Consider the following 15147-nt stretch of genomic DNA (forward strand, 5'->3'; position numbering starts at 1 on the left):
AACACCGAAGGTCCCCGGCTGAAACCATTTCTGCTCTCGGCACGGACAAGCCCCCTCTCCCTTCAGGGAGAGGGCTGGGGAGAGGGGCTCTCAGGCTCTTCCCTTGTCAGCCCCCGGCAACTCCAACCAAGCCTCCACCCCACCCTCGACATTCCCCACGCCCAACCTTCCACCATGCAACCCCGCCACCTCGGCAACGAAGTTCAACCCCAACCCCGTGCTCTTGCGCCCCGTCCCCGGCCGCGGCAAGGAGTAGAACCGCTCCGTCAGCCGCTCCAGCGCATAGCCCGGAATCACCGGCCCCTCGTTGAACACCCCCAGCCGCCAGTGCCCATCCTCGCGCAGCGCACCGAAGCGAATCACCCCACCAGCCGGCGTGAAATCCAGCGCATTGTCCAACAGGTTGCCCAACGCCTGGCGCAGCAGGAAACGCTCCCCCGTCACCACCGCCTCCGCCGGCACAGCATTCTCCACCCGCAAGCCCTCCAGCCGCGCCAGGTTGGCCTGCAACAGCTCCGCCACCAGCTCACGCAGCGACACCGGTTCGCTGTCCTCCAGCCCCTGCCGCTGCTCCACCTGGGCCAGGTTCAGCAGGCGCTCCACCAGTTGCTGCAAACGCTGGCTCTCGCCGGCGATGTTGTCGACGAAGCGCCTGCGCTGCTCCGCCGGCATCTCGCCTTCCAACAGTTCGGCGGCGCCACGAATGGCCGCCAGCGGGCTTTTCAGCTCGTGGGTCAGGGTATGCACGTAGCGCTCGACGTAGGCCTTACCCTCCAACTGCACGCGCATGCGCTCCACTGCCTCGGCCAGTTGCGCCATCTCGCCGCCGCGGTAGCGCGGCAGTTCGGCGCGGCGGCCCTCGCTGACCGCCTGGGCGTAGCGGGTAAGCTTGCGCAGGGCGCCGCTCAGCCACCAGGAGAGCAGCCCGCCAACCAGCAGGCCGAGCACGATCAGGCCGCCGCCGAGCCAGGCCAGGCGCCGTTGCGAACGCTCGATGTAGGGTTGCAGGGTGCGGTTGGGCTTGGAGACGGAGACCACGCCGATGATCTTCTCGCCATCCTTGATCGGCGCCGCCACGTACATCACCGAGGAGTCCGGGTCGTCCGCCGATTCGCGGCTGGAGCGCGCGCCGTACTTGCCCTGCAAGGTCAGGTAGACGTCGTTCCAGCGCGAGTAGTCCTGGCCCACCGCCTCGCCCGCCGAGTCCAGCAGGACGATGCCGCGGGCGTCGGTGACGTAGATGCGGTGGTTCACCGCGTTCTTGCGCACGCCCCAGATGTCCGCCTGGGGGCTGCGCGCGCCGTAGGCCTGGAGCAGCTCGGGCAACTGGCTGTGGACCAGGGTGCCGTGCTTCAGGTCCTCGCGCAGGATCTCGGCCAGCAGGTTGGCGGTGTCCACCAGGGTTTCCTCGGTGGACTGGCGCACCCCGGGGCGGATCTCCTCCATCACCGTGCTCAGCACGAAGTAGCCGGTCAGCCCGACGAACAGGAAGTACGCCAGGAAGATCCGCACGCCCAGCGGCATCAGGCCTTCTCCGCCGCGTAGCTGTAGCCCAGGCCGCGGTGCGTCTGGATCGGCTCGGCGTCCGCGGCCACCTGGCGCAGCTTGGCGCGCAGGCTCTTGATGTGGCTGTCGATGTTGCGCTCGTAGCCGGCCTGGGCCGCCACGCCCAGGGCCTGTAGCAGCAGCTCGCGGCTGAACACCCGGCCCGGGCGCGCCAGCAGCGCCTGGAGCAGGCGGAATTCGTGGAGGGTGAGGTTCAGCGCCTGACCGCGGTAGTGGATCAGGCAGCGCTCCTCGTCCACCCGGAAGGGCCCGGTCGGGGCCGCCTCGGTGCTGACGCGGGGCGGCCCGCGACGCAGGATGGCCTTGACCCGCGCAGCCAGCTCGCGCGGGCTGAAGGGCTTGACCACGTAGTCGTCGGCGCCGATCTCCAGGCCCACCACGCGGTCGATCTCGGCGTCGCGGGCGGTGAGGAAGATCACCGGCACCTCGGAGAAGCGGCGCAGCTGGCGGCAGGCCTCGAAGCCGCTGATGTCGGGCAGGCCGACGTCGAGGACGACCAGGTCGAAGGCCTCCTCGCGCAGGCGCTGCAGGGCCTCGCCGGCCAGGCTCAGCCAGGTGGTGGCGAAGCCTTCGGCCTGCAGGGCATAGAGCAGGGTGTCGGCGATGGCGGCTTCGTCTTCGACGATGAGGATGTGCGGCATGGCTTCCGTGCGCGGGGTGGCGGGCCTTCCATCAAGCCGCAAGGCCCGCGCCCCGTCAATCGGCTTCGCGGCTGCCCGAGCAGTTGGGCTTGCCGGCGGCGAAGCGCTCGCTGGCGTCAATTGCCACGTGGAACTTGCGCAGGCCCTTGGCGCCCATCAGGAAGGGGTAGTTGAAGTGGCTGCGGTCGACCAGGTTGACCTCGATCACCTGCTGGTCGCCGCCCAGGCACACCGGCAGCAGGATCACCGGGCGCTCGCTGAGGGCCACCGGGTTCTCCTCCTCGTCGTCTTCCTCGCGGCCGTCGGCGCGGTTCTTGATCTTGGAGATGCGCGCCAGCTTGTGCTCGTACTGCGAGTCGCCGCCGTCCTTGGTGGCCAGGCGGAAGCGCACCCACTGGTCGCCGTCGCGCTGGAACAGCTGGATGTCCTTGGCCGACAGCGACGAGGTGTAGGCGCCGGTGTCCATCTTGGCCTGCAGCGTCTGATCCAGCTCGGGCAGGCCGACCCATTCGTAGCGCCCGTAAAGCTTGGGCTCGGCGGCGAGTGCCAGGCCGGGCAGGACGAGCAGCGAAAGCAGGGCGAGAACGGGTTTCACGGGAATCTCCAGGGCAGTTCGGGATGCTTGGCGCATAGGACTACCATGCCGGCCCGGGGTTCGCCAGCGGCCGCTGTCAGGCGTCGAACAGCGAGCCGCGGCGGCGGTCCAGGCCGCTCCACAGCGTCTCCAGGTTGCGGAAGCCCCACTGCGCCGGCGACTCGCGGCCGACGATGCGCTCGCGGCCCTTGAGCCTGGCCAGGTCGAGCACCTGCTGGGGAATCGCCGCGCGCGTGCGGATCGAATAGAACACCTTGAGCACCGGGGTGAGCAGCGCCTCGGGATGCTGTTCCAGCACCACCGCCAGGCGCTCGCTCTCCAGGCGCACCAGCGAGCCCACCGGGTAGATGCCCAGGCATTTGACGAAGGCGCGGAACACCTGCTCGTCCAGGTGCGTGCCGCACCACTGGCCCATGCGCCGGATCGACTCGGCGGGGTCCCAGCCGGCCTTGTAGGGGCGGTCGGAGGTGATGGCGTCGTAGATGTCGCAGACCGCGCCCATGCGCGCGAACAGACTGATCTGCTCGCCGGCCAGGCGGTGCGGGTAGCCGCTGCCGTCGAGCTTCTCGTGGTGGTGCAGGCACACATCCAGCACCAGGGCGCCGACCTGGCGGCCCTGGAGGAGGATGTCCAGGCCGCGCTGCGGGTGCTCGCGGACCCGGGCGAACTCCTGTTCGTCCAGGCGCCCCGGCTTGTTCAGCAGCTCCATGGGCACGTGCATCTTGCCGATGTCGTGCAGCAGCCCGGCCGCGCCCGCCTCGCGCACCAGCGCCTCGTCCAGGCCGAGCTGGCGCGCCAGGGCGATCATCAGCGCGCACACCGCCACCGAGTGCAGGTAGGTGTATTCGTCGGCGTTCTTCAGCCGCACCAGGCTGATCAGCGCATTGGGATGGCGCTGCACCGAGGCGGCGATTTCCTCCACCAGTTCCTGGGCGTGCTCGCCGTTCACCGCCTTGCCCATGCGCGCGTCCTGGAACATCGCCATGACCGCGCGCTTGGACTGCACGCACAGTCGGTGCGCCGCGCGCAGCTCGTCTTCCATGGCGCGCCAGGGCTTCTCCGGCGCCTCCTCGGGCGAGGCCGGCGGCGTTGCGGCGGGCTCCGCGGGGGCCAGTGCGGGACGGGGCGCGAGGCCCTTGGCCGGGTCGATCAGCACTTCGTGCACACCGCTCTCGCGCAGGCGCTTGAGGTCCTCGGGGTCTTCCAGCAAAAAGCGCCGGCGCCAGAACGGGTGCTCCATCCAGGAGCCGCACAGCTCGTGGACGTACATACCGAGGGTCACGTCCTTGACCGGCAGGCGCACATAGAAGGAGTCAGGCATGGCAGGCAATCATCGGAACAGGTTCCCAGAGCATAGTGCGCCGGCGCACGTCGCGGGAGGGGGTGGCTTGGGCTGGCCGCGCCGCCTGCGTATCATGGCCGCGCCAACCGGAACAAGGAATCGCACCGCCATGTGGGCCACGCTGACCGGAATCCTCACCAGCCTCCTGTTGCTGCTCAACACCCTGATCCTGATCGGCCCGATGCTGCTGATCGCCCTGCTCAAGCTGGTGCTGCCGGGCAAGGCGCTGAAGGACGCCTGCTCCAACGGGGTGATGTGGATCGCCGAGACCTGGGCGGAGATCGACAAGGCCATCTTCGCCCTGATGACGCCCACCGTCTGGGACATCCGCGGCGGCGACCAGCTGCGCCGCGACACTTCCTACCTGGTGGTGAGCAACCACCAGTCCTGGGTCGACATCCCGGCCCTGGTCCAGGCCTTCAACCGCAAGACGCCCTACTTCAAGTTCTTCCTGAAGAAGGAGCTGATCTGGGTGCCCTTCCTCGGCCTGGCCTTCTGGGCCCTGGACTACCCCTTCATGAAGCGCTACTCCAAGGCCTTCCTGGAGAAGAACCCGCAGCTCAAGGGCAAGGACCTGGAGATCACCCGGGCCGCCTGCGAGAAGTTCAAGGGCATGCCGGTGACGGTGGTGAACTACCTGGAAGGCACCCGCTTCACCCCGGCCAAGCAGGCCCAGCAGCAGTCGCCCTACCAGAACCTGCTCAAGCCCAAGGCCGGCGGCGTGGCCTTCGTGCTGGCCGCCCTGGGCGAGCAGCTGGACGCCATGCTCGACGTCACCGTGGTCTACCCCAAGGGCCCCAAGCCGGGCTTCTGGGACCTGCTCAGCGGCAGGGTGCCGCGGGTGATCGTCGACATCCGCACCCACGGCATCGACCCCGCGCTATGGCAGGGCGACTACGAGAACGACGCGGAATTCCGCCAGTACGTGCAGGCCTGGGTGTCGCGCCTGTGGGAAGAGAAGGACGCGCGCATCGACGCGCTGCGCGCCGAGTTCTGAGCTAGATCGCCTTGCCGGCCACCGTGGTGGCTGGCGTGGAAGGTAGCGGGGCGCTTTCCCAGAGCTTGCCTAGGGTGCCCAGCAACTGGCTGTTCAGGCCCTGCTTGACCAGGTAGTCGAGCATCACGCCGGCGAACCGGTCGACCATGCCTTCGCTCATGCCCAGCACGTTGAACACCTGGTCGACGTCCTGCAGGTTCTGGATGCCGCCGAGCAACTGCCCGGCGCCGCCCAGCAGAGCGCCGATGCCGCCGCCGAGGTTGCCCGAGGACAGCTGGTCCAGCCCCGGCAGGCTCTTCTGCAACTGCGTGCCCTGGCTGTCGTCCAGGCGGTTCATGGCCAGGCCGATCAAGGCGCCGGCGCCACCGATGGCCTGTTCGTCGCTGATGTTCAGGCGCTGGCCGAGGGTTTCCACCAGGCCGTTGGCGGCCGTCGCCGTGGCACCGGACTCGGCGCTGGGGATTTCCTCGAAGGTCTCGGCGGCGGCCGGGAAGGCCACCAGCCAGGCGCAGGCGGCGAGGATGGGAAGGGCTCGGGCGATCATCGGAGGCTCCGCGGCAGGCAGGTCCCGCCTCGGCATGGGCGGTCACTGGCTTCGACTGATGGCCATGCCCTTCGTTCCGAACGCTCCGTCAGGTTTAACCGTAGGATGGCGTTGAGCGAAGCGATACCCAGCAGGCGCCGGCCTCGCCGTCGGAATCGTGGATAAGATCCGCTCCTACAGTTCCAGGAAAGCCCCGTAGGATGGGTTGAGCGAAGCGATACCCATCACCATGGCCCGATGGGTTTCGCAAGCTCAACCCATCCTACGAAAAGCACCTCGACGCAGGCAGTTGCTCCTACGCCGTGCCCCTGTAGGAGCGGATCTTATCCGCGAATCGCGCCGGGATGTCCGGCTATCGCGGACAAGGTCCGCTCCTACAATGGAACGCCATGCCTCTCGGTGGGCTGTAGGAGCGGGCCCTGCCCGCGATTCGCGCGCAGGGCGCGCTCCTACAGGGATATACCCAGCGTCAGCCGCCCACGCCCCACAGGCTACCCAGGCTGCCCAGCAGGTTGCTGCTCACGCCCTGCTTGCCGAAGTAATCCAGCAGCACGCTGGCGAACTTGCCGGTCATGCCCTGGTCCATGCCCAGGGTGCTGAAGGCGCTGTTCACGTCGCCCATGCTGTCTACGTTGCCCAGCAGGCCCTTGGCGCCGGCGCCGCCGAGGTTGCCCAGGCTGCCGCCGAGGCCGCCCAGGGCGTTGGCGCCGCTGAGCTTGTCCAGGCCCGGCACGGCCTTCACCAACTGGGTGTAGTCGGTGCCGCTGAGTTTGTTCTTGGCCAGGCCGAGCAGCGCGCCGGTGCCGCCGATGGCTTGCTCGTCGCTGACGCCCAGTTGCCCGGTGAGGGCGCCGAGCAGGCCGCTGGTCTGCGGGGTGGAAGCCACCTGGCCCGGGTTGCCGCCCTCGGCCACGCCGGACACCGCCTTGGCGGCGTCACCCAGGTTGAAGGCGAAGGCGGAACTGGCGGCGAGCAGCGCCGCGGCGGCGCAGGTGACACGGAATCTGACGGTCATCGACATCTCCTGATGCAGTGGCGTCCCGCGCCGAAGGTGTGCGGGACGCAGATTGGACTGGCGGCGGGTGCCATTGTTCCGCCACCTCGGCGCGAACTTGCAGCGCCTGCGCCCGGGCCGTGGCGAATGCCTGCCGATCCCCTCGAAAGCCCCTTCAGGTCCAGCACAGGCGCACCGCCGCGCCAGCGCAACGGCTCTGGCGCGCCCCTCGCGCAGCACCGCCCTCCCCGCCTATGCTTGCGGGAGCCGAACAAGGACCCATCATGAGCGAGCCCTTCATCCTCACCCCGCGCATCGCCCGCATCCTTCCCTGGCTGGTGGCCGTCGCCTTCTTCATGCAGGCGCTGGACGGCACCATCCTCAACACCGCGCTGCCGAGCATGGCCCGTTCGCTGAACGAAGACCCGCTGCGCATGCAGGCGGTGGTCATCTCGTACCTGCTCACGGTGGCGCTGCTGATCCCCGCCTCCGGCTGGATCGCCGACCGCTTCGGCACGCGCCGAGTGTTCATCTTCGCGATCTTCCTGTTCAGCCTCGGCTCGCTGTTCTGCGCGCTCTCGCCGAGCCTCGGGGTGCTGGTCGTCGCCCGCGTGGTGCAGGGCCTGGGCGGCGCGCTGATGATGCCGGTGGGGCGCCTGGTGATCCTGCGCGTGTACCCGCGCAGCGACCTGGTGCGGGTGCTCAGCTTCGTCACCATCCCCGGACTGCTCGGCCCGCTGACCGGCCCGACCCTCGGCGGCTGGCTGGTGGAATACGCCAGCTGGCACTGGATCTTCCTCATCAACATCCCGGTGGGCCTGCTCGGCATCGTCTTCGCCATCCGTCTCATGCCCGACCTGCGCGGCGCCGCGCGCAGCCGCTTCGACAGCCCCGGCTTCCTGCTCTTCGGCGGCGCCATGGTGTTGATCACCATCGCCCTGGAGGGCCTGGGCGAGCTGCACATGCCCCACGTGCGGGTGGTGATGCTGCTGATCGGCGGCCTGGTGCTGCTGGCCGCCTACTGGCTGCGCGCGCTCAACGTCGAGGCGCCGCTGTTCCCGCCCAGCCTGTTCAAGACGCGCACCTTCGCCGTCGGCGTGCTCGGCAACCTGTTCGCCCGCCTGGGCAGCGGCGCCCTGCCCTTCCTCACGCCGCTGCTGTTGCAGGTCGGCCTGGGCTTCGCGCCGGCCAAGGCGGGCATGACCATGATCCCGCTGGCGGCCATGGCCATGGTGGTCAAGCCGCTGGCCAAGGGCATCCTCGACCTGTTCGGCTACCGCCGCCTGCTGGTGGGCAACACCCTGCTGCTGGGCTCGCTGATCGCCGGCCTGGGGCTGATCGACCAGGACACGCCCTACCTCTGGCTGCTGATCCACCTGGGCCTGCTGGGCGGGGTCAACTCGCTGCAGTTCACGGCGATGAATACCCTGACGCTGATCGACCTGCGCGACGACAACGCCAGCGCCGGCAACAGCCTGCTGTCGGTGGTGATGCAGCTGTCCATCGGCCTCGGCGTGGCCTGCGCGGCGGCGCTGCTGGGCGGCTTCAAGAGCGACGTGGAGGTCAACGCCGGCGACGTGCTGGGCGCCTTCCACGCCACCTACCTGAGCGTCGGGCTGATGTCGATGGCGGCGGCGGCGATCTTCTTCCAGCTGGCCCGCGACGACGGCCGCTCGGCCCAGGCGCCGCGGCGCCTGGAGCCCGACGACGGGCACTGAATCAGGGCTTGCAGGTGGGCGGCGTGGTCAGCGTCTTCGACACGTCCACGGCGCCCAGGTGCTCCAGGCTGCGGCGGCCCAGCAGCACCGGGTAGTCGCTGCCCTCGCGGTCGGCCAGGGCGAACTGCTCGCGGTAGACCTTGTCGCCCAGGCACAGGTCCATGCTCACCACCGGGCGATGCTCGATGCCGTTGGCGCCGCGAACCTTGAGGGTGCGCTCGACGGGCCGCTCGAAGGGCAGGCGCTGCACCTGGCCGGTCGCCGCGTCCTTGACCAGGATGTCGTACTGCACCCAGCGCTGCTCGTTCTTGCGGATCTTCACCAGGTTGCGCGCGTCCATCACCGAGGTCTGCAGGCCGGTGTCCAGGCGCACCTTGAGCAGGGCGTTCTCCGGCATCAGCCTGGCCTGCTCGACCCAACCCCAGGTGGCCGGCTGCGCGGCGAACAGCGTGGGGCAGATGAAGGCCAGCAACAGGCCGGCGAGGCGCGGTTTCATGGATCGGGCTCCGGAGTCGGGGGCAATGGCAGTACAGATGGCCTACGCCAATCAGGCAACAAAAAACCCCGGATGTTTCCATCCGGGGTTTTCGGCGACGCCAGGGAATCTTAGTTGATTACCTGAACGCGCTCGGCTTGCATGCCTTTCTGGCCTTGCACGACTTCGAAGCTGACCTTCTGGCCTTCGGCCAGGGTCTTGAAGCCGTGGCCTTCGATGGCGCGGAAGTGAACGAAGACGTCCGGGCCGCTCTCAGGGGTGATGAAGCCGTAGCCTTTGGTCTCGTTGAACCATTTGACGGTGCCGTTCTGACGATTCGACATGGTGTTCTCCTTGGAACGTAGATGTAGAAATAGCCACAAAAGAGTGGCAGGAACTGAGTTGCAAGGAGTTACAAGGAGTCGAGCAGGACGGGGTGGAATAACCGACCGCATCAGGTCACGATCGACGGCGACCCATGCAAACACAGTGGAGGCACTCTACGACAAAAACCTGCGGAAAGCGAATCTGTATAAACATACACTATACGACCGTCCGTCCGTTTCGGACGGGTGTTGACCAACGCCAGTGGATTCGCGGGTTTTACCCGTTTCTCCAGGGCCCTGCGGCGCCCCTCCTGCTACACTGCGCGCCCACACGCCTGTCGGGTTTTTTCTTCGTGACCTCCACCGCCTTCTCCAGCCTGCCCCTCTCCGCCGACCTGCTCGCCAACCTCGAAGCCCTCGGTTACAAAGAGATGACGCCGATCCAGGCCGCCAGCCTGCCGGTCATCCTCAAGGGCCGCGACCTGATCGCCCAGGCCAAGACCGGCAGCGGCAAGACCGCGGCCTTCGGCATCGGCCTGCTCAGCCCGCTGAACCCGCGCTACTTCGGCTGCCAGGCGCTGGTGCTGTGCCCGACCCGCGAGCTGGCCGACCAGGTGGCCAAGGAGATCCGCCGCCTGGCCCGCGCCGCCGACAACATCAAGGTGCTGACCCTCTGCGGCGGCGTGCCCTTCGGCCCGCAGATCGGCTCGCTGGAGCACGGCGCCCACGTGGTGGTCGGCACCCCGGGGCGGGTGCAGGAGCACCTGCGCCGCGGCTCCCTGGTGCTCGACGGGCTGAACACCCTGGTGCTGGACGAGGCCGACCGCATGCTCGACATGGGCTTCTACGACAGCATCGCCGACATCATCGGCCAGCTCCCGGCGCGCCGGCAGAGCCTGCTGTTCTCGGCCACCTACCCGGCCGGCATCGAGCAACTGGCGGCGAAGTTCCTGCGCCAGCCCGAGCGTGTGGAAGTGGAGGCGCTGCACGACGACAGCCAGATCGAACAGCACTTCTACGAAATCGAGCCGCGCCAGCGCATGGATGCGGTGGTGCGCCTGCTGCAGCACTTCCGCCCGCAGTCCGCCGTAGCCTTCTGCCACACCCGCCAGCAGTGCGTGGAGCTGGCCCAGGCGCTGGACGCGCAGAAGATTTCCGCCCTGGCCCTGCACGGCGACCTGGAGCAGCGCGAGCGCGACCAGGTGCTGGCGATGTTCGCCAACCGCAGCTGCAGCGTGCTGGTGGCCACCGACGTGGCCGCCCGCGGCCTGGACATCGAGGGCCTGGAGGCGGTGATCAACGTCGAGCTGAGCCGCGACGCCCAGGTCCACGTGCACCGCATCGGCCGCAGCGGCCGCGCCGGCGAGAAGGGCCTGGCGCTGTCCCTGGTGGCCCCGGCCGAAGCCTCCCGCGCCCAGGCCATCGAGGACCTGCAGGGCAAGCCGCTGAACTGGGAGCGCATCGACTTCCTGCGCGCCAACCCGGCGCCGCTGCTGCCGCCGATGACCACCCTGAACATCGCCGGCGGGCGCAAGGACAAGCTGCGCCCCGGCGACATCCTCGGCGCCCTCACCGGCGACGCCGGCCTGCCCGGCAGCGCGGTGGGCAAGATCGCCATCTTCGACTTCCAGGCCTACGTGGCGGTGCAGCGCGACCAGGCCAAGGCGGCGCTCAAGCGCCTGCAGGAAGGCAGGATCAAGGGGCGTTCGTTCAAGGTGCGCATCCTCTGACGCGCGGGGCTCTTCGTAGGAGCGAGCTTGCTCGCGAACGGAGTTTCCTGGTCATAACGGTGCATGAGGTCACCGCCGTCCCCTCTCCCCAGCCCTCTCCCTGAAGGGAGAGGGGGCTTGTCCGTGCCGAGAGGAGGAATGGTTTCAGCCGAAAACCGACGGAGCTGCCGGCTGACTGCGGGATACTCATCCACTCCGAACGGTCCCCTCTCCCTTCAGGGCGGGGCGCGCAGCCGAGGGTTAGGGAGAGGGCGCTCTTCAGGGCAAGCACCTTTCGCAAGCAAGCTCGCTCCCACGAAAAGCATCCCCCGCAACCAATAGCCGCGCGCCAGGCGATCCGCTAGTCTCAGCGCAGAGACACCTCGGAAGTCCCCGACGCGCATGCTTTCCTCCCCCTTGTTCGAGACCCTGCGGCGCCTGTGGGCGCTGGACAAGTTCGCCTACAGCCTGCGGGTGTTCATCGCCCTGGCCGGGGCCATGGCCGCCTGCCTGCTGCTGGGCCGCACCGAGCTGGTGATCCCGCTGTTCCTGGGCATCATCGCCAGCGCCCTGGCCGAGACCGACGACCACTGGCTGGGCCGCCTGAAGGCGTTGCTGGTGACCCTGGTGTGCTTCCTCATCGCCGCGCTGGCGGTGGAGCTGCTGTTCCCCTACCCCTGGCTGTTCGTCGCCGGCCTGGCCCTGTCGGCGTTCGGCATGACGCTGCTGGGCGCGCTGGGCGAGCGCTATGCGGCCATCGCCTCGGCCACGCTGATCCTGTCCATCTACACCATGATCGGCGTCGACCAGCGCGGCGGCGCCCCCGGCGACCTGTGGCAGGAGCCGCTGCTGCTGGTGGCCGGCGCGGCCTGGTACGGCGCGCTCTCGGTGCTGTGGAACGCGCTCTTCGCCAACCAGCCGGTGCAGCAGGTGCTGGCCCGCGCCTACTTCGAGCTGGGCGAGTACCTGAAGATCAAATCGACGCTGTTCGAACCGCTGCGCCAGCTCAACGTCGAGGACCGGCGCCTGGCCCTGGCGCGGCAGAACGGCAGGCTGGTGGTGACGCTCAACCAGGCCAAGGAAACCATCCTCAGCCGCCTCAGCCATGGCCGCCCGGGGCCCAAGCTGAGCCGCTACCTGAAGCTGTACTTCATCGCCCAGGACGTCCACGAGCGCGCCAGCTCCTCGCACTACCCCTACAACCGCCTGGCCGAGGCCTTCTTCCACAGCGACGTGCTGTTCCGCTGCCAGCGCCTGCTCAACCAGCAGGGCAAGGCCTGCCAGGCGCTGTCGCGAGCCATCCGCCTGCGCCAGCGCTTCGACTACAACGACAGCGAGCAGGCCCTGGCCGACCTGCAGGCCTCGCTGGAATACCTGCGCCAGCAGGGCAACCCGGCCTGGCGCTCGCTGCTGCGCTCCCTCGGCGCCCTGGCCGGCAACCTCGCCACCCTCGACCAGAAGCTCAGCGGCGCGAGCAACCCCGACGCCCTCGCCGAGGAACAGGACAGCGCCCTGCTGGACCGCTCGCCGCGCTCGCTGCGCGATGCCTTCGAGCGCATCCGCCAGCAGCTCACGCCCACCTCGCTGCTGTTCCGCCACGCCCTGCGCCTGGGCCTGACGCTGACCGCCGGCTACGGCGTGCTGCACCTGATCCACCCGACCCAGGGCTACTGGATCCTGCTGACCACGGTGTTCGTCTGCCAGCCCAACTACGGCGCCACGCGCATCCGCCTGGTGCAGCGCATCCTCGGCACCCTCGTCGGCCTGGTGGCCGGCTGGGCGCTGATCGACCTGTTCCCCAACCCGCTGGTGCAATCGCTGCTGGCGGTGGTCGCCGGGGTGGCCTTCTTCGCCACCCGCAGCACCCGCTACACCCTGGCCACCGCGGCCATCACCCTGCTGGTGCTGCTGTGCTTCAACCAGGTGGGCAACGGCTACGGGCTGATCCTGCCGCGCCTGTTCGACACCCTGCTCGGTGCCTTCATCGCCGGCCTGGCGGTGTTCCTCATCCTCCCCGACTGGCAGGGCCGGCGCCTGCACAGCCTGGTCGGCGGCACCCTGGCCTGCAACGCCCGCTACCTGCGCGAGATCATGCAGCAGTACGCCAGCGGCAAGCGCGACGACCTCATCTACCGCACCGCCCGGCGCAACGCCCACAACGCCGACGCGACGCTCTCCACCACGCTGTCGAACATGCTTCTGGAGCCCGGCCACTTCCGCAAGGACGCCGAGCTGGGCTTCCGCTTCCTGGTGCTTTCGCACACCCTGCTCAGCTACCTCTCGGCCCTGGGCGCGCACCGCGACCGCCTGCCGGAGTCGCCGGCCAACGCGCTGATCGGCGAAGCCGCCGAGCAGCTCACCGCCAGCCTCGACGACATCGCCGCCAGCCTCGCCCAGCGCAAGCCGGTGGCCATCCACAGCGATACCGAGGAAGACCTGGCCAAGCGCCTGGAACAGGTGCCGGAGGAGCTTGAGGACCCGCAGCGCCTGGTGCAGACGCAGCTGGCGCTGATCTGCCGCGAGCTGGCGCCGCTGCGCAGCCTGGCCGCGCACCTGCTGAAGAAGGAGATCGGCGCCGAGCAGGAAGCCGCCGCCTGAGCCCGGCTCAGGGCCCGCGCAGGTCCATGAAGGCGTCGTAGCTGCCGTCCTCGCGCATCAGCCGCAGCTCGCGGTTGAAATCTTCGATTATCTGCGCATGGCGCGGGTTGGCGCGGCTGACCAGGATGTACAGCGGGTTCTCCGACAGCGGCTGGGGCAGGAACTCCAGCTTGTGGCGCTCGTCCTTCAGGTCGTGTTCGAGGATGTAGCGGGCGGTCCACTCGTCCTCCAGAGTCAGCTCGACGCGGCCGGCGACCACCATCATCGCGGCGTTGGGGAAGGACAGCACCGGCACCTTGTGCAGCCGGCGGTCCTCATTGAACTCGGGGGTGTAGCTGTAGCCGCGGACCACCGCGATGCGGAACGGGTAGAGGTCGGCCAGGCGCTCGAAGACGATGGGCGAGCCCTTGCGCTTGAGGAAGCGCAGGCGGTTCACCAGGTAGGGCTCGGAATACTGCCCGAAGGTCTCGCGCTCGGCGCTGTACCAGGAATCCACCAGCACGTCGTACTCGCCGTTGCGCACCCCGTGCAGGGCCCGCGGCCAGGGCACCTCGGCGTAGTGGATGGCGTAGCCGGCGCGGGTCAGCGCGGTGCTGACGAAATGCACCGCCAGGCCGCGGCCGGGCATCTGCGCGTCGGCATAGGGCGGCCAGCGGTCGGCGACCAGGTTCAGCGGCTCTTCGGCCTGGACGCAGAACGGCAGGGCCAGGGCGATCAGCAGGGCACGCAGCAGCATGGCTCTCCTTGCTCGAGGCCCGCGCCCCGCTACCGGCAAGCGGGCGGACTCAGAAAAGCATCGCCGCGCGCAGGCTCATTCCCCCACCGGCTTCGGGCAGAACACCGAAGGAATAGGCGCTGTCTGGCGATCCCTCAAGGAACAGATTGTAGGTGAAGTTGGCGGCGAGGTTGCCCACCGCCATGCCCACCAAAGTATCGGTGGGGTAGTGCTTGGAGCCTTCCACCCGCGCCAGCGCGGTCAGCCCGTCCACCGTGTAGAGCCCGGCCTTGGCGGTGAAGCGCAGGGTCGGGTCCATGTCGATGTAGTCCAGGTTGCGCCGGGTGAAGCTGTTGTGCACGGCGGTCACCGCCGTGTGCTTGGAGGGGAAGGAGTCGTCGGGGATGCCGTCGGGGCGGTCGCGCCCGGACACCTCCTTCCACTCCTCCACCAGGCCGGTCACCGCGTAGCGGTCGGTGGCCAGCAGCGCCAGGTTGCGCCCGCGCCAGGCCCACTTCTCCTCGCCCTCGCTGCCCCTGGGCGCAGCCACCAGGCCGGTGACCACGCTCAGCGCGGTGCTGGCGTTGAGCATGTGGTCGGCGGCGGAGTTGGCGTCGCCGCCGAACAGCCACTCGTGGTTGGCCGCGGACTTCTGCCACTTGTGGTCCCAGTTGCCGGCGGCTATCACCGCGGCGCCGGCCACCGGCACCCAGGTGCCGGGGTCGAGCACGGCGCGCTGGGCGGAGTCGCCGACGCGCGACCAGCTCATCTGCGGGGAGCCGGCGCAGCCGGCGAAAAGGGCGGATGACACTAGGGTCAGGGCCGCCAGGTTGCGGTAGCTCATGGTTTCCCCCGTAGTCCGTCCGCAAGGGGACGGCAAGGAATTTTCAGAAAACCTACAGGGTAGACGCCACAGCCCCATCCGAC

Annotated in this window: 14 protein-coding genes; 4 read left to right on the plus strand and 10 right to left on the minus strand. The window is 68.8% G+C overall.

Features of this window, described 5'->3' with window-relative positions; translation table 11 throughout:
• Nucleotides 1-90: 90 nt before the first annotated feature.
• The 4 genes from creC to IG194_RS10595 all read right to left on the minus strand — a co-directional run bounded on the left by creC (nucleotide 91) and on the right by IG194_RS10595 (nucleotide 4123).
• Nucleotides 91-1524, minus strand: coding sequence for a two-component system sensor histidine kinase CreC (gene creC / locus IG194_RS10580; protein ID WP_058487659.1), 1434 nt, complete (start codon nucleotides 1522-1524; stop codon nucleotides 91-93).
• Nucleotides 1524-2207 (minus strand): two-component system response regulator CreB, encoded by a 684-nt coding sequence (creB, locus tag IG194_RS10585; RefSeq protein ID WP_058487660.1) that lies wholly within the window; start codon nucleotides 2205-2207, stop codon nucleotides 1524-1526. The genes creC and creB overlap by 1 nt, the downstream gene beginning before the upstream one ends.
• Nucleotides 2208-2262: 55 nt before the next feature.
• Nucleotides 2263-2802, minus strand: coding sequence for an ATP-dependent zinc protease (locus tag IG194_RS10590; protein ID WP_043319159.1), 540 nt, complete (start codon nucleotides 2800-2802; stop codon nucleotides 2263-2265).
• 76 nt (nucleotides 2803-2878) lie between these two features.
• Nucleotides 2879-4123: an HD-GYP domain-containing protein gene (locus IG194_RS10595; protein WP_058487661.1), complete on the minus strand. Its 1245-nt coding sequence runs from the start codon at nucleotides 4121-4123 to the stop codon at nucleotides 2879-2881.
• A gap of 130 nt (nucleotides 4124-4253) precedes the next feature.
• Here IG194_RS10595 and IG194_RS10600 point away from each other — a divergent pair, with 130 nt between their 5' ends.
• Entirely contained in the window at nucleotides 4254-5141 is an 888-nt protein-coding gene (locus IG194_RS10600) for an acyltransferase (protein ID WP_009615456.1), read from the plus strand.
• Between the two features lies 1 nt (nucleotide 5142).
• Here IG194_RS10600 and IG194_RS10605 read toward each other — a convergent pair whose 3' ends face one another.
• Together IG194_RS10605 and IG194_RS10610 are read right to left on the minus strand one after the other, a co-directional pair.
• On the minus strand, nucleotides 5143-5685 hold the full coding sequence (locus tag IG194_RS10605; protein ID WP_058487662.1) for a DUF2780 domain-containing protein: 543 nt from the start codon (nucleotides 5683-5685) through the stop codon (nucleotides 5143-5145).
• A 469-nt stretch (nucleotides 5686-6154) separates the two neighbouring features.
• Complete coding sequence (locus IG194_RS10610; RefSeq protein ID WP_082996252.1) at nucleotides 6155-6700, minus strand: DUF2780 domain-containing protein; 546 nt, start codon at nucleotides 6698-6700, stop codon at nucleotides 6155-6157.
• 263 nt (nucleotides 6701-6963) lie between these two features.
• Between IG194_RS10610 and mdtD the strand changes: the two genes are divergently transcribed.
• Nucleotides 6964-8397 carry a multidrug transporter subunit MdtD gene (gene mdtD, locus IG194_RS10615; protein WP_058487664.1) on the plus strand — a complete coding sequence of 478 codons (1434 nt, stop codon included), beginning with the start codon at nucleotides 6964-6966 and terminating at the stop codon, nucleotides 8395-8397.
• Between the two features lies 1 nt (nucleotide 8398).
• On the opposite strand, the gene IG194_RS10620 is transcribed toward mdtD, so the two are convergent.
• Complete coding sequence (locus IG194_RS10620; RefSeq protein ID WP_009615452.1) at nucleotides 8399-8893, minus strand: ATP-dependent zinc protease; 495 nt, start codon at nucleotides 8891-8893, stop codon at nucleotides 8399-8401.
• Nucleotides 8894-9003: 110 nt separating this feature from the next.
• Nucleotides 9004-9216, minus strand: a complete 213-nt coding sequence (locus IG194_RS10625; RefSeq protein WP_009615451.1) for a cold-shock protein — start codon at nucleotides 9214-9216, stop codon at nucleotides 9004-9006.
• 335 nt (nucleotides 9217-9551) lie between these two features.
• On the opposite strand from IG194_RS10625, the gene dbpA reads away from it, so the two are divergent.
• On the plus strand, nucleotides 9552-10928 hold the full coding sequence (gene dbpA, locus IG194_RS10630) for an ATP-dependent RNA helicase DbpA (protein WP_043269405.1): 1377 nt from the start codon (nucleotides 9552-9554) through the stop codon (nucleotides 10926-10928).
• Nucleotides 10929-11309: 381 nt separating this feature from the next.
• Nucleotides 11310-13505 carry a YccS family putative transporter gene (yccS, locus tag IG194_RS10635; protein WP_043319151.1) on the plus strand — a complete coding sequence of 732 codons (2196 nt, stop codon included), beginning with the start codon at nucleotides 11310-11312 and terminating at the stop codon, nucleotides 13503-13505.
• A gap of 7 nt (nucleotides 13506-13512) precedes the next feature.
• On the opposite strand, the gene IG194_RS10640 is transcribed toward yccS, so the two are convergent.
• Together IG194_RS10640 and IG194_RS10645 are read right to left on the minus strand one after the other, a co-directional pair.
• Nucleotides 13513-14241 carry a substrate-binding periplasmic protein gene (locus IG194_RS10640; RefSeq protein ID WP_058487665.1) on the minus strand — a complete coding sequence of 243 codons (729 nt, stop codon included), beginning with the start codon at nucleotides 14239-14241 and terminating at the stop codon, nucleotides 13513-13515.
• Between the two features lie 49 nt (nucleotides 14242-14290).
• The gene (locus IG194_RS10645) at nucleotides 14291-15064 is read right to left on the minus strand and encodes a phosphatase PAP2 family protein (RefSeq protein WP_058487666.1); all 774 of its coding nucleotides are present in this window, start codon (nucleotides 15062-15064) and stop codon (nucleotides 14291-14293) included.
• Nucleotides 15065-15147: the final 83 nt, after the last annotated feature.

It is taken from the genome of Pseudomonas sp. ADPe (genome assembly GCF_014843515.1).
GTDB classification, from domain to species: domain Bacteria; phylum Pseudomonadota; class Gammaproteobacteria; order Pseudomonadales; family Pseudomonadaceae; genus Pseudomonas; species Pseudomonas citronellolis.

What these genes read in the sequence shown, in the direction of transcription:
- creC (WP_058487659.1), bottom strand. Translation starts at nt 1,524, where the DNA reads ATGCCGCTGGGCGTGCGGATCTTCCTGGCGTACTTCCTGTTCGTCGGG.
- creB (WP_058487660.1), bottom strand. Translation starts at nt 2,207, where the DNA reads ATGCCGCACATCCTCATCGTCGAAGACGAAGCCGCCATCGCCGACACC.
- IG194_RS10595 (WP_058487661.1), bottom strand. Translation starts at nt 4,123, where the DNA reads ATGCCTGACTCCTTCTATGTGCGCCTGCCGGTCAAGGACGTGACCCTC.
- IG194_RS10600 (WP_009615456.1), top strand. Translation starts at nt 4,254, where the DNA reads ATGTGGGCCACGCTGACCGGAATCCTCACCAGCCTCCTGTTGCTGCTC.
- IG194_RS10605 (WP_058487662.1), bottom strand. Translation starts at nt 5,685, where the DNA reads ATGATCGCCCGAGCCCTTCCCATCCTCGCCGCCTGCGCCTGGCTGGTG.
- IG194_RS10610 (WP_082996252.1), bottom strand. Translation starts at nt 6,700, where the DNA reads ATGACCGTCAGATTCCGTGTCACCTGCGCCGCCGCGGCGCTGCTCGCC.
- mdtD (WP_058487664.1), top strand. Translation starts at nt 6,964, where the DNA reads ATGAGCGAGCCCTTCATCCTCACCCCGCGCATCGCCCGCATCCTTCCC.
- IG194_RS10620 (WP_009615452.1), bottom strand. Translation starts at nt 8,893, where the DNA reads ATGAAACCGCGCCTCGCCGGCCTGTTGCTGGCCTTCATCTGCCCCACG.
- IG194_RS10625 (WP_009615451.1), bottom strand. Translation starts at nt 9,216, where the DNA reads ATGTCGAATCGTCAGAACGGCACCGTCAAATGGTTCAACGAGACCAAA.
- yccS (WP_043319151.1), top strand. Translation starts at nt 11,310, where the DNA reads ATGCTTTCCTCCCCCTTGTTCGAGACCCTGCGGCGCCTGTGGGCGCTG.
- IG194_RS10640 (WP_058487665.1), bottom strand. Translation starts at nt 14,241, where the DNA reads ATGCTGCTGCGTGCCCTGCTGATCGCCCTGGCCCTGCCGTTCTGCGTC.
- IG194_RS10645 (WP_058487666.1), bottom strand. Translation starts at nt 15,064, where the DNA reads ATGAGCTACCGCAACCTGGCGGCCCTGACCCTAGTGTCATCCGCCCTT.